This is a genomic window from Stenotrophomonas sp. STEN030, from assembly GCF_056759995.1.
This window is the reverse complement of sequence record NZ_JBRREB010000038.1, coordinates 1-21,052: the sequence shown is the minus strand read 5'-3', so window position 1 is coordinate 21,052 and position 21,052 is coordinate 1. Positions and strand designations below refer to the sequence as shown.

Genomic DNA, 21,052 nt, shown 5'->3' with positions numbered 1-21,052 from the left:
CCGTCAGGATCGTGACTGCTCCATTGGCTGTCGACCTTCGCGTTTGCCCGCGCCGAGGTCGGTTGGTGTGTGCGCGGGAAATGGTCGAAGTCTTCGCAAAGCCGTTCAGCGGCGGTGCGCGTCGTAGACCTGCAGCTGTAGCTGAAGCCGCACGTCAATCAAGGCGAGGCGCTGGGCGGGTGGTCAGAAGCAGATGTTGTTGATTGCTGAATTTTCGTTGGACATTTCATATTCGAGGGGAAGTAAATGAAAACGAACGATCCCGCCAAGCGCTTGCCGTGTCGCCGGCGTGGCCAACTGGCAGTCGCTGTTGCTATGGCGCTGTGTGCTACTTCCATGGGCTCGGCCTGGGCGCAGGATGCTGCCGGGGAGGCCGCGAAGGAACAACCTGCTGGCACCGAAGCGAAGAATCTCGATACCGTGATCGTGACCGGCTCGCGCATCCGCCGTGAGCCGGGCTTCGAAGGCCCGGCGCCGGTGACGGCAATCAACGCGGAGAGAATCCAGGCTTCCGGCTACACCCAGATCGCCGATCTGGTGAACCAGCTGCCCAGCTTTGCGGCAACCCAGACCAGCCAGACCGCCAACCAGACCGGCGACGTCGGTGTCAGTGCACTGGATCTGCGCGGCATGGGCGTGCAGCGAACGCTGACGCTGGTGGATGGGCGCCGGCAAGTTGCATCGATCCCCGGCACCGCCGGTGTGGATGTCAGTGCACTGCCTGCAAGCATGATCGAGCGCGTGGATGTGGTCACCGGTGGCGCCTCAGCGCTGTATGGCGCCGATGCGGTCAACGGTGTGGTCAACTTCGTCCTCAAGCGCGACTACGAAGGCTTGGAAGCCAGCGTTCGCTACGGTGATTCCTCGCGTGGCGACATGCCGACCTATACCGGTGACGTTCTGTTCGGCAAGAACTTCGCTGACAACCGCGGCAACTTCACCCTGTACGGCTTCTGGGAAGAGAACTCCGGTACCGTGCGCGGCCAGGACCGTCCCTGGACCGCCAACGGCTACCCGTATTACGCACGCGCCAAGAGCACCGATCCGTACGTGATCCTGGACAACAGCCGCAACGTTTACAACTCGCCCAATGCGACCGTATCGCTGGGCAACTGCACGGTGGCCAATGCCGCCAGCTGCCTGTACACCTTCAATCCGGATGGCTCGTTGCGCCACTCACAACTTGGCCCGGGCGGGCTGACCAACCTCAGCACCGGCTTCAACGTGCTGCAGCAGGGCACCACCGATGGCGGTGAGTTTGGTGGCCGCTACGATTCCTGGTACCTGGTGACGCCGTCGGATCGCCAGACCGTGCGCTCGACGCTGGATTTCGACGTCAACGATGCGCTGCGCCTGGTTGGCACGGTCAACTATTCGCAGAGTCAGTCCGAAGCGTCCTGGCGCTCGCTCAGCACCTATGGTTCGGGCGGCAGTGAAGTGGTGCCGTATTACAGCCCCTTCATCACCCAGGAAATGATCACCGCCAACGGTGGTGCGTTCACCAATGGCATCGCGTTCGGCCGCCACTTCGATGAAGATCTGGGGCATATGCGCCAGCAGACCGACCGCAAGTTGTTGCAGGCCACCGTCGGCGCGGAAGGCTACTTCGACTTCTTCGGCCGCAGCTGGAACTACGAGGCTTATTACTCTTACGGACGCAGCCGCCAGCGCACCCGCGAACTCAACGCAGGCTCCTATGACCGCTTGCTGTCGGGCCTGAATTCCTATGTGGATGGTGCCGGCAACCCGATCTGTTGGGATGGCCCGGCCGGTTGCGTGGCGATCAATCCGTTCAAGCGCCTGACCTCGGAGATGGTCGACTGGTTGACCTACGACACCGACTGGTCGACCACCACGCTTACCCAGAAAGTTGCATCGGCCTATGCCTCCGGCGGCCTGTTCGACCTGCCCGGTGGTGAAGCCAAGATCGTGGTGGGTGCGGAGTACCGCAAGGAACGCAATGAGATCGGCACCATCGCCCAGTACGACCCGACCAACCCGGCCTATGACCCCAGCCTTGGCACCACCCAGAGCAGCCTGACCGGCGAGTTCAGCGTCAAGGAAATCTTCAGCGAGCTGAGCCTGCCCTTGCTGTCGGGCGTGACCGGCGCAGAGCGTCTGTCGCTGGAGCTGGCCGGGCGTGTCTCGGACTACAGCACCGCCGGCCGGACCACGACGACGAAGCTCGGTCTGGAGTGGGCGCCGATCGAAGACATCACTTTGCGCGGCACCTACGGCAAGGCGATCCGCGCACCCAATATCGGTGAGCTGTACACGGCCGGCAGGGTGTCGTCGGCATGGATCTACGATCCCTGCAACGACTATGCGTTGGCCAACCGCACCAGTACCACCAGCTACACGGCGGGCAACTGCGCGGCCATCAGCCCCAGCGATACCAGCGTCGGCAACTACTGGCAGTGGAAGGACATCGTCTATTCGGGCAACGTCAAGCTGAAGCCTGAGACTGCCAAGACCACCACTTTCGGCGTGGTGCTGCGGCCGCGCTTCATCTCCAACCTGACGGTGTCTGCCGATTACTACAAGATCGACCTGCGCGGGGTGATCTCCACCCTGGACCACCAGACCATACTCAACCGCTGCGTCGACCAGGCCAGCCTGAACAATACTTTCTGCGATCTGGTCACCCGTGACTCGGCGGGCGACATCGTAGAAGTCGCCGTGCAACAGTTGAACCTGTCGCAGAGCATCGCCCGTGGCGTGGACATCAATGCCAACTGGTACTACGACCTGGGAGGTGCAGCCAATTCCAATGCGGGCCGCCTCCTGGTGGACCTCAGCTACGGCCGGACCCTGGAACGCAAGTTTGTCGCCGACCCGTTGAATCCAGATGACGAATGGGATTACCTGACGCTGTGGGGCACGCCGAAGTGGAAGGGCACGGTACGTACCGGTTGGTCCAATCCCAAGGCCAGTGTCTACTGGACCCTGCGGCACGTATCGAAGATGCGTGGCAGCAATACCTCTACCGCAAGCTACGAGCGTGAGTGGGCCGGCAATACCTTCTACAGCGACTTCTACGCCAGCTATCAGCTCACGCCGAAGTTCAGTGTGTTCGGTGGCATGAACAATGTGTTTGATCGCGCGCCGCCACGGGTGCCGGGTGCAGAGGCAGGCGGTGCCGGTTTCAATCAGACCGGCTATCAGGCAGCGGTATACGACGTGCTGGGCCGCACCTTCAACATCGGCGTGCGCATGAAGCTGTAAGGCCGCCCGTTGGTTGAAAACAGAACAGGGCCGACGGGATGACCGTCGGCCCTGCTTGTTTTCACGCTGATGGAAACCGCAGCGACGCTGCGGTTTCGCTGACTCAGTTGGCCTTGCTGTTGTAACGCAGGGTCAGCTGGTACTCGCGGCCCGGCTGGTTGTACCAGGCAACGGTTTCGTACTCGCGGTCGAACACGTTGGCGGCCTTGGCCTGCAGGCTCCATGCGTCGTTGATGGCGTATTCAACGCGCACATCCATGGTGCCGTAGCCGGCCAGACGCACGCTGTTGGCAGCGTTGTCGAAGCGGTGGCCGCTGCCTGCAGCGGTCACGCCCAGACGCAGCGGGCCGAAGCGCTTGTCCACGTCCAGACGACCGCTGGTACGCGCGCGGCGGGCCAGCAGGTTGTCATAGGTGGCAGCGCCGGAGGTGTGGTCGCGCGGGTCGGTGAAGCTGGCCTGGGCGTTGATGTCGAAACCGGCCAGCGACAGGTAGCCGGTCAGCTCGGCACCGCGGATGCGGGCTTCGGCGACGTTGACCAGGTCGAAGTTGCTGTCATAGCCGATCAGCTGGTCGACGCGGGTTTCGTAGGCGTTGAAGGTCCAGTTCCAGTTGTCGGCGTACTGCGCGATGCCGAGGTTCAGGCTCTTGGATTCTTCCGGCTTCAGGTTCGGGTTGCTGAAGCCCGGGTAGTACAGGTCGTTGAAGGTCGGTGCCTTGAAGCCGGTGCCGGCGCTGGCGGTCAGGCGGAAGCCGTTACCAAAGGCAAAGCCATAACCCAGGCTGCCGGTGGTGTGGTTGCCGAACTGCTCGTTGTCGTCGTTGCGCACGCTGGCCTGCAGCGAGTGCGCGCCGAACTGGCCCTGGTACTCGGCAAACACGCCAAGGTTGTCGCGCTGGTCGATGTCGAAAGCAGTGGAGCTGGTGACCTTGTCGTTCTGCCAATCGGCACCGGCGGTGATCTGCTGGCCTTCGGCGATGGTGAAGTCACCCTGCACGCTGGCGGTATCGCGGCGGGTATCGAAGGCGCTGGCGAAGCTGCGGGTGCCGGTGCTGGCATCAGCGAAGTAGTTGTCGGCTTCGTCGCGGTTGCGGCCAACCTGTGCGGTCAGGTTGAAGCGCTCCGATGCAGCCCAGGCGAGCTTGGCGCCGAAGACCTGCTGGCGGTTGTCGGCTTCGTTGCCGCCGAAGATGCTGCCGTCGTATTCGTTGAAGCTGTCGGCGTTGAGCACGTGGCCTTCCAGGCTCAGCGTGTCGGTCAGGGCGTAGCCACCGCGCACGTTGATGGAGGTGTTGCGGTAGCCATCGCGGTCCGGTTCATCGGCGAAGCAGCCAGCGCCCCAGCCAGCGGCGGTGCCACGGCAGGCGTTGATGCCGTCGGTTTCCTGGTAGCCGCCCTGGGCCGAGATCCAGCCGCGTTCACCGCGGTTGCTGAAGCCGGCGCTGACCTGGCGCAGGTTGTTGCTGCCGGCGGTGATCGCCAGGTTCTGCTGCAGGCCCTTGCCAGCGTTGCGGGTGAAAATCTGGATCACGCCGCCGATGGCCTCGGAGCCGTACAGGCTCGAACGCGGGCCACGCACGATCTCAACGCGCTCGATCTGGTCGACCGGCAGGTCCTGCAGTGCGGCCATGCCGCTGGTGGCCGAGGCAACGCGCACGCCGTCGACCAGCACCAGCACCTGGTTGGAGTTGCTGCCACGCAGGAACAGCGAGGTGATCTTGCCGTTTCCGCCCTGGTTGGCGAAGTCCAGGCCAGCGCGGCCGCGCAGCAGGTCCTGCAGCGAGTTGGCCTGGCTGTGGTCGATCTGCGCACGGTCGATGACCTGCACCGGCACCACGCTGTTCTGGATGGAGACCGGGGTGCGGGTAGCGGTGACGGTGACGTCGTCCAGCTCGGTCGGTGCGTTCTGCGCGGCGGCAACGCCCGGCAGTGCGAGGGCAAGGGCGAGCGAAAGAGAGTGGTAAGACAGTTTCATGGAAGCTCCTGGGCCTGCACGCTCCCGCGCAGGCGGATGGGGAAGGCTGCCAGAAGAGGGAGAAGACGGAGGCGGCGCACACGGCGCTACAGCCGCCGCCATGCCCTCCGCATCGCAACCAGTCGGCTTTCGGGCCGGTCTCCGGACTCGCAGGCGAGGCGGCGTGTGCCGCTTCCGTCCAGGCGCCTTCCCGTGCGGTGCACAGTGGCGGTATGCCTGGTCTTGTCCTGCTTACCGTTGCGGGGGCAGCGCCGGAATGGCGACATGCTGGAGATCCAGCAATGCGCGGCACCGGCTTCCCGTTTCAACCGACCGGCAATGCCGGGCGGTCACCTGAAAGTGCGCGCATTCTATGCCATTGCCGCCAGCGTTGCCGGAATGGGCGGCAACGGCCACCGTACCGCTGCGTCGTTGGTCGGTGTATGTGGACAGCGTGGGCGACAAGTCTGGTAGCGGCTATCAGGCCCTTGTAGCCCAGATAAGCACACCTGCAACGGGGAAGTGCAGGGCGTTGCGGACCTGCATTGCTGCTGCAATCACATTCCCGGGTGCGCTGCATTTACCCGGGTTATGTGTTGCTCGGGTTGGGTTTGCGCAGTGACTGCCGAAGCAGCTCATGCGCAGCACTGTTGCTGAATGGCTAGAATGCGCGCTGCAAACGCAGTATCGGAAGTGTCGTGACAGAAACATGGTACGGGCAGGCCTGCGGCCAGCCTTCGCAGGAATACCGGCAGCGTGCTCTGCTGCGCCAGCGCCAGCTGACCAAGCCGGAAGGCGCGTTGGGCCGCTTGGAGACCTTGGCCGTTGAGCTGGCCGCGCTGCAAGGCGTGGATCAGCCGGTGGCGCAACGTGTGCCGGTGGTCGTGTTCGCTGGCGATCACGGTGTGACCGCGCAGGGCGTTTCGGCCTACCCAGCGGAAGTGACGGTGCAGATGCTGCACAACTTTGCCGGCGGTGGTGCCGCCATTGCGGTGCTGGCGCGCGAACTGGGCCTGCCGCTGCACGTCTGGGATGTGGGCAGCCGCGCCACCGCGCCGATTGCCGGTGTGGTCAGTGCCAAGACGTTGCACGGCACTGCTGATTTCAGTACTGCCGCTGCGATGTCGGCTGCCGATCTGGACGCTGCCTTCGATGCCGGTCGTCGCGCGGTGGAAGCTGCCTGCGCCGACGGTACCGATCTGTTGGTGTTCGGTGAGATGGGCATCGGCAACACCACCGCTGCCAGTGCGGTAGCCGCCGTGCTTGGCCCGTTGCCGCTGGACGAGTTGGTCGGTGCTGGTACCGGCCTGGATGCGGTGCGCATGGTGCAGAAGAAAAATCTGATCGCACGCGCGCTGAGCCTGCATGGTGAAGCGATCGATACGGCCGAGTCGCCCGCATGCGAAGCATTGCAACGTGTAGGTGGATTGGAGATCGCAGCGATCAGCGCGGCGATGATTGCCGCTGCGCAGCGTCGTATTCCGGTGTTGGTGGATGGCTTCATCGTCTCTGCTGCGGCATTGGCGGCAGTGCGCATCAATCCGAGTCTGCGGCCGTGGCTGCTGTTCTCGCATCAATCGGCCGAGCGCGGTCATATTCGTCTGTTGGAAACGCTGCAGGCACAGCCATTGCTGTCGTTGGACCTGCGTCTTGGCGAAGGCTCCGGCGCCGCGCTCGCGCTGCCGCTGGTACGCATGGCCTGCGCCCTGCACAACAGCATGGCGACGTTTGCTGAAGCCGCTGTTGCCGATCGCGGTGGTGGCCGATGATTCTTGATCTGCTGCGGCATGCTTCCACTGGGCGTGCAGGTCATCTGGACGGTCGTACTGACCCGCCCTTGATCGACGGTGCGATGGATGCGCTGTACCGCTGTCATGCCGGCATCGGCTGGAGCCGCGTGATCAGCTCGCCGCGCCGGCGCGCGCTGGACACCGCGCATGCGCTGGTGGCCGGCAGCAACCAGTTCTGCGAGATCCATCCGGATTGGGCCGAGCTCGACTTCGGCGATTGGGACGGGCTGCATTTCGATGAACTGCCGGCCGAACAATTGGCTGGGTTCTATAGCGAGCCGCACGATGTGGTGCCGCCCAACGGCGAATCCTGGCAGCAGTTCCAGGCGCGTGTTGAAGAGCAGCTGCATCGCTTGGTGGACGAAGACGATGGCGACGGCCAGCCGGTGCTGGTGGTCAGTCATGCCGGCGTGCTGCGGCTGGTGGTGTCGCGGGTCTGCGGCATGAGTTTGTCATCGCTGTGGGCGATGCGCATTGATTACGGCACCCGTGTGCGCCTGCGCGTGGAGCGCGGCGAAGACGGGCAGTTGTGGGGTGAACTGCTGGAGTTGCGACAACCATGATCGGACGCCGCCTGATCCTTGCCATTCAATTCCTGACCCGGTTGCCGACACCACAGGTGCGCGATTTCCGTCAGGAAGATCTGAGCAGGTCGGCGGTGTACTACCCCTTGGTCGGCATCATCATCGGCGTGCTGCTGGCGCTACCGCTGTATGGCTTGGCTGATCGTCCATGGCTGGCCGGCGCATTGACCTTGCTGGTCTGGGTGTGGGTGACCGGCGCATTGCATCTGGATGGTCTGGGCGATGTGGCTGATGCCTTCGGCGCGGCGCACCGCAACCCGCAGCGTTTTCTGGAAGTGCTCAAAGACCCGCATATGGGGGTGTTCGGCGTGGTCACGCTGATCATGCAGCTGCTGCTCAAGTTCGTGCTGCTGACTGAGCTTGCGGTGGGCCCGCTGTGGTTCGGCATCGTGCTGGTGCCGGCGTGGGCGCGTTGGGGCACCTTGTGGTGGAGCCAGCGCATACCGTCGCTGCATGGCGATGGTTTGGGTGAGCGTTTTTCCTGGCAGCTGCGACCGTCGGCGATGTGGTTGTGGGCTGCGTTGTTGGCTGCTATCAGCGTGTTTGTCGCTTGGCCGTTGTTGCTGGCGTTGCTGCTGGTGCCGCTGGTTGCGCTGTGGTGGAAGCGCAAGCTTGGCGGCATCTCCGGCGATGGCCTGGGCGCCAGTGTCGAAGTGGTGGAGACCTTGCTGTTGTTGGCCTTGGTAATCCTCGCACCGCTCGCCACCGGTTTTGTAGGAGCGGCGTAAGCCGCGAAGCCACAGCGGCATCGGCAATCATGCAATGCGCAATCTAAGGAATGGCCAGCTTCACGGCTTACGCCGTTCCCACAAGATCTACCCGGAGGTTGTAGGAGCGGCGTAAGCCGCGAAGCCACAGCTCTGTCCGGAATCGTGCATTACGCAATCTAGAAAAATGGCCAGCTTCGCGGCAGACGCCGCTCCTACAGAAGCAACGCGCGGGCTTCAATCTTCGAAGCGGATCTCGCTGTTATCTTCTTCGTCAGCTTCGGCCTGCATATGTGTCTCATGCACCGGACCGGCCTGTTGCCCTGCGCGTCCAGTAGGCAGCGCACCAGCGGCGATTTCATACTCCGCCACCAGTTGCTGGCGTCGCGCCTCCGGTATTTCCTGCCAATGGCAGCCGACCAACGCGCCCTCCAGCGAATACAGCAGGTTGAGGCTGGGCTTGAAGCCTGCGCGGCGCACTTTCATGAACGCCGCTACCGGGCCGATCGCACTCAAATCCTGCTCGCTGCGCAAACCGACCTGACGCAGCCAGGCTGCACTCTTGGGGCCGATATTGCGCAGCTTGGGCGCGCTCATTGCAGCGCCTCGACAAATACCTGGGCGATGGCTTCCAGCCCCAGTTGATCATCCGCGTCGAAGCGGGCGATCACCGGGCTGTCGATATCGAATACGCCGATTAGCGCGCCGTTGTAAACCAAAGGCACCACCAGCTCTGAGCGCGAGGCCGAGTCGCAGGCGATATGGCCGGGGAAGGCATCCACGTCTTCGATGCGCTGGGTCTGGCGGCTGCTGGCAGCTGCGCCACACACGCCCTTGGACAGGGGAATACGCACGCAGGCCGGCAAGCCCTGGAACGGGCCCACTACCAGCTCCTTGCCGTCGTAGAAGTAGAACCCCACCCAGTTGAGCTGTGGCAGCGCGTGGTAGACCAGCGCCGACAGATTGGCGGCGTTGGCAATACGATCTGGCTCGCCATGGACCAAAGCGCGGGCCTGGGCTAGCAGCTGGGCGTACTGTTCCGGCTTGCTGCCGGTCAGCGTATCGGTGTTGAACATCTCAAGAGTCTCTAACCGCTTGCATAGCCGTTGATTCTGCCAGTTCGGGCGGGTCGCTGCAGGCCAGATAGATGACTGCGCGTTATGAGTTGAACTTCCAGAAGCTCAAAGCACACTGATCCGCGCCGAGCTGATGTCGTACATGCAGCCGATGATCTTGATCCTGCGCTCGTGCTCCAGCTCGCGCAGTACATGGCTGCGCTCGCGGATGACGGTGACCATGCGCTGTACGTGAGTGCGGGCGACGAGGTCGACGAAGGCCGGGTTGGCCGATGTGCGGTCGCCGTCATAGGGCGTTTCCTGCACTGCCTGTTTGATGCTGGCCAGCAGGCCGGTCAGGTTGCCCATCACGATGTCGTCGATGGCGCCCTGGATTGCACCGCAGGCGGTGTGACCCATGACGATGACCAGCCGCGCGCCGGCAACGGCGCAGGCGTATTCCATGCTGCCCAGCACGTCGTCATTGACCACATAGCCGGCGATGCGCGCGTTGAAGGTGTCGCCGATGCCGAGGTCGCAGATGATCTCCACCGGCGTGCGAGAGTCGATGCACGACAGCGAAATCGCAGCCGGGTGCTGGCCGCTGATGGTGCAGCGCTGCTCGGCCAAGGTGTCGCGCGGCAGCTGCGTGCCCATCATGAAGCGGCGGTTGCCATCGAGCATCAGGGCGATGATGTCATCCGGCGACAGGCTGTCACGCTGCTGCTGGGTAAGCGCGCTGTTGAAGTAGGGGGCGGGCAGGTCGATGTCGTCGCTCATGGCGGCGAATCATAGCGGCAGGTGCTGCGGGAAGCAGGTGCGATGTGGCGAGAGAATGCGTGACCAACGGCGGCCATCCAAGTTGGATCGCGCTTGCTGCTGCACGCGCAATGGCGGAGGAAAAACCGGGATTGCAGGCAAAAAAAGACCCGGCAGCGGGAGGGAGCTGCCGGGTCTGGGATTGCGCGGGGGAGGGACCGCGCAAATTCTGTTGTCTGGGTGTCAGTCGGTTTTGCGCTCAGCCTTGGCGGGCTTGGCAGCGAACGGCTGGCGTACCAGTGCGCCCAATGCCTCGCTGGTCTTCAGGCTAAGCCCGACTACTTCCTGGTTGGCGTTGGCCAGCCGTTCGATGTTCTCGCGCGCCAGCTGCATGCCCTTGGGCAGCAGCGCCTGCAGATCCGCCTGCGCACCGGCCTGGGCCAGTTCGCCGAAGAAGCCAGCCGCAGCGGTGGTGTTGCGCTCGAACGCACGCAGTTGCACGCCGAACACGCTTTCAGCATTTTCCAAGGCGAGCCGATTGGCACGGTTGGCGGCAGCGGCGAGCTGCTGGGTGTAGCTGCTGAAGTCGTTGAACTGAGCGGACATCGGTGCAATCCGGCGGGTCTTGTTGCGTTGCAGCATAGCGCGCTTTTGCCGCGATGCAACATGTGCCTATGAACGGTTCAGACGACCGCTTTCTGTAGTGCCGAGCCATGCTGGGCAGCTGCCTTCCCGGTAAAGCCTCTGCCGAGCATGGCTCGGCACTACGTCTGCCCCCTCCCTTTGCCGCAGGCAAGTGGAGGGTTGGGGAGGGGTTGGTTTTTCGCTGGCTGTTGCAGCCGCGGCTTCGCGGCTTACACCGCTCCTACAAATTCCACTGCATGGCGTGTAAAGCCTCTGCCGAGCATGGCTCGGCACTACAGGTGACTCCGGTAAAGCCTCTGCCGAGCATGGCTCGGCACTACCGCCTACCGCTGCGATCAGGCGGCTTTGTCGCCCTTGTAGCTGCAGCCGGAAGTGCAGGTCTCATGCACCACTACTTCGCTGAGCAGCGGCAGCGCGGGTTTCAGCTTTTCCCAGATCCACATCGCCAGGCGCTCGCTGGTGGGGTTTTCAAGACCGGGGATGTCGTTGAGGTAGTTGTGGTCGAGCTGGTCGTAGAGCGGCTGGAAGGCGGCCTTCAGATCGCTGAAGTCCATGATCCAGCCGGTCTCCGGGCCGGGTTCGCCGCTGACCCGCAGTTCCACGCGGAACGAGTGGCCATGCAGGCGGGAGCACTTGTGGCCGACCGGGACGTTGGGCAGCCGGTGTGCGGCTTCGAGGGTGAAAACCTTGAAAATATCCATGGGCGCAATTGTAGGGTGCCGCCGTCTCCTCGCGTATGCGCCTGTGATGCCAGTCATAATTTCATATCCATCCGGATGGAGCGATGTAACGGATGGTTATGTGCGAATGCAACAAAGTGATTGGCCGGACATTTGACTGTTGTGAGGTACTGCTGACGTTGTCATTCACCTCTCCCGGACTCCATGCCTACTCGTTCCTTGCTCGCTTTCGCGGTGGCCGCTGCCATCGCTGCTCCCTCCCTCGCCCTGGCCGAAGCCGCTGCCGACGGCAGCAAGACCCTCGATGCAGTGCGCGTCACCGGCTCCAACATCAAGCGCACCGATACTGAAACCGCAAATCCGGTACAGGTGATCGAACGCCAGCAACTGGAACAGACCGGCAAGGCCAGCGTGGCTGACCTGCTGCGTTCGATCTCCGCCAACACCGGCAACGCCAGCAACGAAACCAGCAATAGCGGCTGGGCCTCCGGCTCGGCCGGCATCGGCCTGCGTGGGCTGTCGCAGAAGAACACGCTGGTGCTGCTCAACGGCCGCCGCCTGGCCAATTACGGCTTCCCGTCCGGTGGTCTGTCGGACACCTTCGTTGATCTCAACGCGCTGCCGCTAGTGGCGGTGGAGCGGATCGAAGTACTGAAGGACGGCGCCTCGGCGGTATACGGCTCCGATGCGGTGGCTGGCGTGGTCAACATCATCACCCGGCAGAATTTTGAAGGTGCTGAAGTCGGCGTCAGTGGCGGCACCTCCGAAGCCGGTGGGCTGGATCAGCAGAACCTCAAGTTTGTCGGCGGCATCGGCGATCTGGACCGCGATGGCTACAACATCCTGGTGTCGCTGGAAGGCTATAACCGCGACCGTCTGGATCAGGATCAGCGCGATCTCACGCGCTCAGGCATCTATACCGACAAGGCCGGTGGTCGCTGGAATGGTTGGTCGGCCAAGGGCGCGCGCTACCTGATCGGCGGCAAGTCGGTGCCGATGCTCGATGCCGCCGGCAACTGCCCGGAAGGCACCGTACTTACCGCCAGTGGCCCGATCGACGGCCTGGCCGGTGACACCTGCGCCTTCAACCAGGCGCCGTACACCACGCTGATCCCGTCGACCAAGCGTTGGCAGGCCTACGTCAATGGCACGCTGCGCATCAACGACTCGGTGGAAGCCTTCGCCGATGTGATCTTCAGCGACATCAAGGGTGTGTCGTGGTTCGGCTCCAGCCCGTTCTTCACCCTGGAAAGCGGCCGCTTCGCGCTCAACGCCGACACCGGTCTGGCCGAGCCGGTGCGCTCGACGCTGCCGGCAGCCAATCCGTACAACCCGTACGGCGTGGACGTGCCGATCGAATACACATTCTTCAACCTTGGCGGCACCATCAAGACCAACCGCTCGCGTTCCTATCGTGGCGTGCTCGGCCTGCGCGGGCAGACTGAGAAGTGGGACTGGGAAGTTGGTGCGTTCCAGGCAGCCAGCAAGCAGCGCGAGACTGTCTCCGGTGGTTTTGCCAATCGTTGGACGCTGTACGACGCGCTGGCCAGTGGCAGCTACAACCTGCTCAATCCGTCGGCAACCGATCCGGCGGTGCTGGCTGCGATCGGCCTGAGCACGTTGCGTCCGGCCGAATCGGTGCTCAAGGGTGTGGACGCCAAGGTGTCCGGTACTTTGGGTGAAACCTGGGCGGGCGAGATTGGCTTTGCCGCCGGTGCCGAATGGCGGCAGGAAAAGCTCGACTCCAACAATCCCTGGCAGATCGATGCCGGCCTGCAGGTGCGTCCGGCAATCGCCGAAGTCCACGGCCAGCGCCAAGTCAGTGCTGCTTACGCGGAAGTAAGCGTGCCGTTGCATAGCACGCTGGAACTGCAGGCTGCCGCGCGTGCCGATCACTACAGTGATTTCGGCAATGCGTTCTCGCCCAAGCTGGGCCTGCGCTGGCAGCCGTTGGATTGGTTGCTGGTGCGTGCTGCGGCCTCGCGCGGTTTCCGCGCGCCGTCGCTGTCGGAGAACTCGGCATCGACCAGCATCGCGTATGGCTCGGTGGTCGATCCGCATGATCCGGACGTCGCCGGTTCGCGCCAGAACCCGACATTCTTCACCGTTGGCAATACCAATCTCGATCCGGAGCGCACGCGCAGCTTCAACGCCGGCTTCGTGCTGTCGCCGTGGCAGAACACGAACCTGAGTGTGGATTACTACCGCATCAAGCTGGACAACCTGATCGGCACCGGCAACACCACCACCTTGGTGCAGGAGAACGATCCGGCCAATGTGTTGCGCGATTCGCGCGGCAAGTTGCTGGCGGTCTACAACCGTTACCAGAACCTGAGCCAGCTGGAGACTTCCGGCATCGACATCGAGCTGCGCCAGCGTTGGCAGACGGCAGCTGCAGGCGACTTCGGCCTGTCCTCAGCGCTGACCTATGTCATCGACTACAAGCGCCCGCAGGTTGTGGGAGGCCCGCTGGTGGATTACGCCGGCTCCAACCTCGGCCCGTCGCTGCCGGATACCAAGGCCACCACCACGTTGGATTGGGCTTTGGGTGATTGGCGCACCGCGCTGACCTGGTATTACACCAGCAGTTATGACCAGGAAGGCAGTGCTGCGGCCAAGGCCGTGCAGAAGCAGGTTGCCAGTTACAGCCAGTTCGATCTGTACCTGGGTTACACCGGCATCGACAAGCTGACCGTCTACGCAAAGGTGCAGAACATCGGCGACCGCCAGCCACCGTACGACGCCACCTTCCCGGGTGTGCGCGCGCCGTATGACTTCAGCCAGTACGACCTGCGTGGACGCTATTACACGCTGGGTTTTGATTACCGCTTCTGATCTGAAGCCCTCTGCGCTTTAGCCCCTCTCCCGTTTACGGGAGAGGGGTTGGGGTGAGGGCAGCTTTGCTGCGCTGGAGCATTTGCGGGAAGGCCTCTGCCGAGCATGGCTCGGCACTACAGGTCGTGCCGCCAGCAATTATTCGCAACAACGTTCATGCAATAGGGGAGTGCTACACCCATGTCGTTCCGTTTTAAACGTCTGCTGCCAGTCTTGTTGCTGGCAACACTTGTCAGCCTGTCGCCGGCCTACGCCCAGAACAGCTATTACTTCCCCACCGCGCAGCAGTTCGATGCGAAGGTGCCATCGCCGCAACAATTCCTCGGCTACGAGATCGGCAGCCATTACACCCGCCACGACCAGCTGGTGGCCTACTTCAACGAACTGGCGCGGGTCTCGGATAAGGTCAAGGTCGAGGTCATCGGCAAGAGTTACGAGCAGCGCCCGTTGTTGCTGGTAACCATCACTTCGGCGCGCAATCATGCGCGCAGCGCCGAGATCGCCGCACAGCGACAGGCGCTGATCGATCCTGCACAACCGCTACCCGGCGCCGATGCTCCGGCGGTGGCCTGGCTGGGTTACAGCGTGCACGGCAACGAAACTTCCAGCGGCGAAGCGGCGATGCTCACCGCCTACTATCTTGCCGCCAACCAGGACGCGGAAACCGCGCGCTGGCTGGACCATGCGGTGGTGGTGATCGATCCGGCACAGAATCCGGATGGGCGTGATCGCGCCGCCAACTGGCATAACGGCTGGGGCTCGCGCCCGGCATCGGCAGATCCGGCCGACAAGGAACACGTCGAGCCCTTCCCGAGTGGCCGCGTCAATCACTACTTCACCGATCTCAACCGTGATTGGCTGGCGCTGGCGCAGGCCGATAGTTGGCCGAAGGTCGCGCAATTCCATCGTTGGTATCCGAACATCCAGATCGATTTCCACGAGATGGGCAAGGACAGCACCTATTACTTCGAGCCGTCGCCGAAGAGCATGGAAAGCCCGCTGCTGCCGAAGTCCTCGTATGAGGCGAACAAGTGGTTGGCACGCTTCCATGCCAAGGCCTTGGATGATCTGGGCTCGCTGTATTACACCGGTGAGAACTTCGACAATTTCTCGCCGATATATGGCTCGACCTATCCGGATTTCCACGGTGCGGTGGGCGTAACCGTGGAGCAGGCCAGCTCGCGTGGCTTGGTGCAGGAATCGGTGAATGGCCCGCTGCACTTCAACTTCACCGTTCGCAACCAGGTGGCTACCGGCTTGGCCAGCGTGCGTGGCGTGGTTGAAGATCGCGACCGTTTGTTCGCGCTGCAGAAGGAGTTCTTCCGCAGCGCCTTGAAGCAGGCGGCGGCCTATCCGGTGCACGACTGGGTGTTTGGCGATGCAGCTGATGCCACGCTGACCCGCAAGCTGCTGGCGGTACTGTTGCAGCATCGCATCGAGGTGCATGCGCTGGCGCGCGATGTGGAAGTGGATGGCAAACGCTTCCAGGCCGGTTCGGCCTACGTGGTGCCGGCGCGGCAGCCGCAGTTCCGCCTCGCCCATTCGATCTTCGAGTTCACGCCGGCGGTGAAGGGCGATGTGTTCTACAGCGGCACCTCGTATGCAGTGGCACCTGCCTATGGCCTGCGTTATGCAGGCAGCCGTGGTGCCTTGCCGAGCGGTGCGGTGGTGGACGCGGTGCCGGTGGCACAGGGTGGCATCAGCGGCGGCCGTGCTGGCTTCGCCTATGTGGCCGACGCGCGCGACTTTGGCAGCTTCCGTCTATTGGGTGGCCTGCTGCGTGACAACGTGCGAGTGCGCACTGCACATCAGCCATTTACTGCGGCTACCGCGAACGGCGATGTGGCGTTCGGTCATGGCGCGGTGGTGATTCCGGTTGTGGGCCAGACCGTGGATGCCGAGTCGTTGCAGGCCAAGGTGTTGGCGCGTGCGCAGGAGGCTGGCGTTACGGTCTACGCGTTGGCCAGTGGCCGCGCTGCCAGCGGCATCGATCTGGGTAGCGACAATGTGCGGGTACTGCGCACGCCGAGCGTCGCCTTGGTGATGGGCGAGGGCGTGTCCGCAACCGAGATTGGCTCAACCTGGTTCTCGCTGGATACCTCGCTGGGCTTGCCGTCCAGCAAGCTGGATCCATCGCAGTTGGCCAGCGTTGATCTGGCGCGTTATACCTCGATCGTGCTGTCTGGCGGTACCTATACCAAGGTCAGCGATGCCGGTGTGGCTGCGCTCAAACGCTGGATCGCCGCTGGTGGTTCCTTGGTGGTGTATGGCAGCGGCGCGCGCTGGGCCATCGACAAGGGCCTGGCCGAAGCCAAGCTGCGCGAAGGCGACAAGAAGGATGAGGCTGAGCGTCTGGATTTCGGCACCGTGCGTGATGTGTTCGCGCTGGGCAGGGTCAGCGGCAACATCCTCAGCGCCGATATCGACCCGACCCATCCGCTGGGTTTTGGTGTGCAGCAGCGCCGCATCTGGGTCAACAAGGAAGGCGGGCTGGTGTTCGAGCCGGTCAAGAATGCTTTCCTCAATGTGGTGAACATTGATCGCGAGCCGGTGGTGAATGGCTATCTGTCCGATGCCAATCGTGCACGTGTATCGGGTTCCAGCTATTTGCAGGTGGTGCCGACTGGCAACGGCAACGTGGTTTTGTTTGCCGATGACCCGGCGCACCGCAAGTATTGGCATGGCACCGAGCGCTTGCTGCTCAATGCCTTGCTGCAGGCGAACCATCTGAGCACGCCGCGCCAGCGCGGGGAGTAAGGCTTTAGCCCCGCAGCGCTCATAGCCCCTCTCCGGCGGGGGGGGGGGGGGTGGGGGTGCGGGGGCGGTGCGCAGCGCCGTGCTGTTCTACTTCGTCTATGTATGCAGCGGGTATCGCAAAGGCGAAAGCTGCCCTCATCCGCTCCTGCGGAGCACCTTCTCCCGTAAACGGGAGAAGGGACAAGCCAAAGCCAAAGCCAAAGCCAAAGCCAAGGCGCTCGGCCACCATCAGTAGGCGCGAGCGCGGTGCTCGATTCTCGACGTGGCAATGACGGGCCTTCCCTTCTCCCGCATGCGGGAGAAGGTGCCCCGCAGGGGCGGATGAGGGGCGCTGTTGCTACTGATTTGGCTGTTTTACAAAAAAAACACACAGAAACCAGAAAGGCCGACGCAATGCGTCGGCCTTTCTTTGCAACTCATCCCAACAAAAAGTTGGAATCAGGCGCTGGTACGGCTCTGACCGCGGCCACCACCACCACCGCCACGACGCTGACCACCACCCGGGTGCGCATCACGACGCTGCTGGCCATTGCCGGCATTACGCTGGCCGCCCGGCTTCTGCGGCTGGCCGCCACGGCCGCCGCGCGGAGCATCGCCGGTCGGGCGACGTGCGGCATGGCCGCCGTTGCCGCGACGCGGTGCCTTGTGGCCACCCGGATGCTCAGCCTTGCCCGGCGCGCTGTTGCCCCAACGAATCGGGGTGTGCGGCTCAAAGCCCGGCACGTCACGGATGTCCATGTCGCGGTCGAGCAGACGCACGATCTGGCGCAGCAGCTTGGCTTCATCCTGGGCAACCAGCGAGACAGCCTCACCGGTCGAACCGTTACGGCCGGTACGGCCGATACGATGCACGTAATCTTCCGGCACCATCGGCAGGTCGTAGTTGATGACCTTCGGCAGCTCGTTGATGTCGATGCCGCGGGCAGCGATATCGGTGGCCACCAGCACGGTCACGCGGCCGGCCTTGAAGTCAGCCAGTGCGCGCAGGCGCTGGCCCTGGCTCTTGTTGCCGTGGATGGCGGCGGTCTTGATGCCGGACTTCTCAAGGAAGTCGGCCAGCTTGTCGCAGCCATGCTTGGTGCGGCCGAACACCAGCGTCTGCACGCGGGAGTCTTCAGCCAGCAGGTGCAGCAGCAGCTCACGCTTGCGCGCGCCGTCTACCGGGTGCACGCGGTGGGTGATGGTCTCGGCAACGGTGTTCTTCGGCGTGACCTGGATCTGCTCCGGGTTATGCATGAACTCCAGTGCCAGCTGCTTGATGCTCTCTTCAAACGTTGCAGAGAACAGCAGGGTCTGACGGTTCTGGCGCGGCAGCTTGGCCAGGATGCGCTTGATCGAGGGCAGGAAGCCCATGTCGAGCATGCGGTCGGCTTCGTCCAGCACCAGGATTTCGACGCCGGACAGGTCGACGCTGCGACGCTCCAGGTGGTCGATCAGGCGGCCCGGGCAGGCGACCAGCAGGTCAACGCCACGGCGCAGGATGTCCAGCTGGTTGCCCATGCCGACGCCGCCGTAGATGCAGGCGCTGGGGATGCGCAGGTACTTGCTGTAGCTACGCAGGCTGTCATGCACCTGGGTAGCCAGTTCGCGGGTCGGTGCCAGCACCAGGGCGCGCGGGCGGCGCGGGCCATTGCCCACGCTCTGCGGCGAGGTGGCCAGGTGCTGCAGCAGCGGCAGGCCGAACGCGGCGGTCTTGCCGGTACCGGTCTGGGCGCCGGCCAGCAGATCGCGGCCGTCCAGCGCAAGCGGAATGGCCTGCTGCTGGATCGGGGTCGGGTTTTCATAGCCCTGCTCGGCGAGCGCGCGCAGCAGGAAGGGCGCAAGGCCCAGGTTTTCAAACGACATGGAGTACTCCGAAACATGAAGAACGCGCGCCCAAAGGGGCTTGCGTTGCTGATCATTGAAGACCAGCTGATCTCGGAGCGTTCCCGTAAACCGCGCTGCAAGATCTGGATGCAACCAACGCGGTGCGCTGGCTGGAATGCGTGACGATAGGCGTCGGAGTGGGGGCGGGCGGGCGGATGGGCCAGATGGCCGCTGATCCTGCACCGCCGGCGATCCCTGAGGGAAACGGACGGCCGCTGGCAGACCGCGCTAGTCTAAGGGATTGTTTCGGCCGGCACAAAAACGCCCGTTCAGCATTCGGCTGGTGAGGCTGGTGGTAGCTGGCTTATTCATTACAATTGAAACTTATTTCTCCGCAGACTGGACACTCCCATGAAGCTTGGTTCCCTGAAGGATGGCGGCCGCGACGGCACTCTGATCGTGGTTTCGCGTGACCTGACCCGTGCGGTACGGGCCGCTGGCATTGCCACCACCCTGCAGCAGGCGCTGGAAGACTGGTCCAATCTGGCGCCGCGCCTGAACGCGCTGTCCGAGCAGCTCAATGCCGACGCCGTTGAAGGTGAGTTCGCCGTGGACATGCAGGCGCTGGCCGCGCCGCTGCCGCGCGCCTACGAGTTTGTTGATGGCAGTGCCTACCTGCCGCACGTTGCGCGGGTGCGCAAGGCGCGCGGCGCCGAAGTGCCGGAGAGCTTCTACACCGATCCGCTGATGTACCAGGCCACCAGCGCCGGCTTCTATGGCCCGCGCGATGCGGTGAAGGTGATCAGCGAGGACTACGGCATCGATCTGGAAGCCGAAATCGTGGTCATCACCGACGACGTGCCGATGGCGGTAACGCCGGAGCAGGCTGCTGGCCACATCCAGCTGGTCGGCCTGGTCAACGACGTCAGCCTGCGCAACCTGATCCCGGGCGAACTCGCCAAGGGCTTCGGCTTCCTGCAGTCCAAGCCGCGCTCGGCTTTGAGCCCGGTGTTTGTGACGCCGGACGAGCTGGGCGCTGCCTGGCAGGACAGCAAGCTGCACCTGCCGCTGGTGACCCACATCAACGGCAAGTGGTTCGGTGCGCCGGAAGCCGGCGTCGACATGCAGTTCAACTTCGCCCAGCTGGTTGCACATGCGGCCAAGACCCGTCCGCTGTCGGCCGGTGCGATTGTCGGCTCGGGTACGATTGCCAATGAAGACACCGCACTGGGCGCATCCTGCTTCGCCGAACAGCGCACCGTCGAAACCCTGCGCGATGGCAAGCCGTCGACGCCGTTCATGAGTTTTGGTGACGTGGTGCACATTGAGATGCTGGACCGTGACGGCGTCAGCATTTTTGGTGCGATTGAACAGCGCATCGAGCAGGCTTCGCGTCCCTGATAGAACAGTTCGCGCGTTGACTGTGCTGGTGGTGAAGGAATCCTCACCGCCAGCCGCTATTGTGGTGGCAGGTGATGGGGGAATCTGACATGGAAGCAGGGCTGTCGCTCTATAGCTATTGGCGCTCAAGTGCCGCGTATCGCGTGCGCATCGGTTTGAACCTGAAGGGTCTGCAGTACGCGCTCACACCGGTGCATCTGGTGCGCGACGGTGGTCAGCAGCATGCGCCGGATTACGCCGCATTGAACCCGCAGGAGCTGGTGCCGACGCTGCGCCATGGCGAGCGTGTACTGACCCAGTCGATGGCGATTCTTGAGTACCTGGACGAGGTTTTCCCCGAGCCAGCCCTGTTGCCGGCGGATGCAGGTGGCCGTGCGCGCGTGCGTGCGTTGGCACAGCAGGTGGCCTGCGATATTCACCCCTTGAACAATCTGCGGGTGATGCAGTTCTTTGATCGCGAATGGAATGTGCCGCAGCCCGAACGCGACGAATGGACGCTGCATTGGATGCGGGTTGGTTTTGCCTCGCTGGAGGCCATGTTGGCGGGCTCGTTCGATACCGGCCGTTATTGCCATGGCGCCGAGCCCGGCCTGGCCGACTGCTGCCTGGTGCCGCAGCTGTACAACGCCCGTCGCTTCCATCTGGACCTGACCCCGTATCCGACCCTGCAGCGGATCGAGGAAGCCTGCCTGGCGCTGCCGGCATTTGATGCAGCCCGCCCGGAAAACCAGATCGACGCGGTTTAGTCCGGCTGGGTAGTTGTGGGAGCGGCGTCAGCCGCGAAGCTACTGATGGATCCGGGCTCTAGCTTCGTCGGGCATTGGGTGATCTGCCGTTTCGGATGGAACACCGGC

Annotated in this window: 15 protein-coding genes and 1 riboswitch; of the genes, 8 read left to right on the top strand and 7 right to left on the bottom strand. The window is 63.4% G+C overall.

Going from position 1 to position 21,052, the window contains the following annotated elements; genetic code table 11:
• The first annotated feature begins 246 nt into the window (after positions 1-246).
• Positions 247-3,225, top strand: coding sequence for a TonB-dependent receptor domain-containing protein (locus ACVOLR_RS13810; protein WP_481536938.1), 2,979 nt, complete (start codon positions 247-249; stop codon positions 3,223-3,225).
• Between the two features lie 103 nt (positions 3,226-3,328).
• Here the strand turns inward: ACVOLR_RS13810 and btuB are convergent, their stop codons facing one another.
• Entirely contained in the window at positions 3,329-5,200 is a 1,872-nt protein-coding gene (btuB, locus tag ACVOLR_RS13805; RefSeq protein ID WP_481536937.1) for a TonB-dependent vitamin B12 receptor, read from the bottom strand.
• Between the two features lie 115 nt (positions 5,201-5,315).
• Positions 5,316-5,552, bottom strand: a riboswitch (cobalamin riboswitch).
• A 325-nt stretch (positions 5,553-5,877) separates the two neighbouring features.
• On the opposite strand from btuB, the gene cobT reads away from it, so the two are divergent.
• The 3 genes from cobT to cobS are packed head-to-tail and all read left to right on the top strand — an operon-like array spanning position 5,878 to position 8,281.
• On the top strand, positions 5,878-6,948 hold the full coding sequence (cobT, locus tag ACVOLR_RS13800; protein WP_481536936.1) for a nicotinate-nucleotide--dimethylbenzimidazole phosphoribosyltransferase: 1,071 nt from the start codon (positions 5,878-5,880) through the stop codon (positions 6,946-6,948).
• Entirely contained in the window at positions 6,945-7,532 is a 588-nt protein-coding gene (locus ACVOLR_RS13795; RefSeq protein WP_481536935.1) for a histidine phosphatase family protein, read from the top strand. Before cobT ends, ACVOLR_RS13795 begins: the two co-directional genes overlap by 4 nt.
• A complete protein-coding gene (gene cobS, locus ACVOLR_RS13790) occupies positions 7,529-8,281 on the top strand; it encodes an adenosylcobinamide-GDP ribazoletransferase (RefSeq protein ID WP_481536934.1) in 753 nt (250 codons plus the stop codon). Before ACVOLR_RS13795 ends, cobS begins: the two co-directional genes overlap by 4 nt.
• Before the next feature lie 216 nt (positions 8,282-8,497).
• On the opposite strand, the gene ACVOLR_RS13785 is transcribed toward cobS, so the two are convergent.
• From ACVOLR_RS13785 to queD, 5 genes are all read right to left on the bottom strand, one after another.
• Positions 8,498-8,857, bottom strand: coding sequence for a TfoX/Sxy family protein (locus ACVOLR_RS13785; protein WP_481536933.1), 360 nt, complete (start codon positions 8,855-8,857; stop codon positions 8,498-8,500).
• Positions 8,854-9,336, bottom strand: coding sequence for a GAF domain-containing protein (locus ACVOLR_RS13780; RefSeq protein WP_481536932.1), 483 nt, complete (start codon positions 9,334-9,336; stop codon positions 8,854-8,856). Before ACVOLR_RS13780 ends, ACVOLR_RS13785 begins: the two co-directional genes overlap by 4 nt.
• Positions 9,337-9,441: 105 nt before the next feature.
• Positions 9,442-10,095: a carbonic anhydrase family protein gene (locus ACVOLR_RS13775; protein ID WP_481536931.1), complete on the bottom strand. Its 654-nt coding sequence runs from the start codon at positions 10,093-10,095 to the stop codon at positions 9,442-9,444.
• A 222-nt stretch (positions 10,096-10,317) separates the two neighbouring features.
• Complete coding sequence (locus ACVOLR_RS13770; protein WP_481531732.1) at positions 10,318-10,680, bottom strand: phasin family protein; 363 nt, start codon at positions 10,678-10,680, stop codon at positions 10,318-10,320.
• A gap of 374 nt (positions 10,681-11,054) precedes the next feature.
• Positions 11,055-11,420 (bottom strand): 6-carboxytetrahydropterin synthase QueD, encoded by a 366-nt coding sequence (gene queD / locus ACVOLR_RS13765; protein ID WP_282272587.1) that lies wholly within the window; start codon positions 11,418-11,420, stop codon positions 11,055-11,057.
• Between the two features lie 183 nt (positions 11,421-11,603).
• Here queD and ACVOLR_RS13760 point away from each other — a divergent pair, with 183 nt between their 5' ends.
• Complete coding sequence (locus ACVOLR_RS13760) at positions 11,604-14,234, top strand: TonB-dependent receptor (protein ID WP_481536930.1); 2,631 nt, start codon at positions 11,604-11,606, stop codon at positions 14,232-14,234.
• A 180-nt stretch (positions 14,235-14,414) separates the two neighbouring features.
• Entirely contained in the window at positions 14,415-16,991 is a 2,577-nt protein-coding gene (locus ACVOLR_RS13755; RefSeq protein ID WP_481536929.1) for a M14 family zinc carboxypeptidase, read from the top strand.
• Positions 16,992-17,429: 438 nt separating this feature from the next.
• Here the strand turns inward: ACVOLR_RS13755 and ACVOLR_RS13750 are convergent, their stop codons facing one another.
• Positions 17,430-18,836, bottom strand: coding sequence for a DEAD/DEAH box helicase (locus ACVOLR_RS13750; RefSeq protein ID WP_481536928.1), 1,407 nt, complete (start codon positions 18,834-18,836; stop codon positions 17,430-17,432).
• A 372-nt stretch (positions 18,837-19,208) separates the two neighbouring features.
• On the opposite strand from ACVOLR_RS13750, the gene ACVOLR_RS13745 reads away from it, so the two are divergent.
• Both ACVOLR_RS13745 and maiA read left to right on the top strand, forming a co-directional pair.
• Positions 19,209-20,198 (top strand): fumarylacetoacetate hydrolase family protein, encoded by a 990-nt coding sequence (locus ACVOLR_RS13745; protein ID WP_481536927.1) that lies wholly within the window; start codon positions 19,209-19,211, stop codon positions 20,196-20,198.
• 89 nt (positions 20,199-20,287) lie between these two features.
• Positions 20,288-20,944: a maleylacetoacetate isomerase gene (maiA, locus tag ACVOLR_RS13740; RefSeq protein ID WP_481536926.1), complete on the top strand. Its 657-nt coding sequence runs from the start codon at positions 20,288-20,290 to the stop codon at positions 20,942-20,944.
• Positions 20,945-21,052 lie beyond the last annotated feature (108 nt).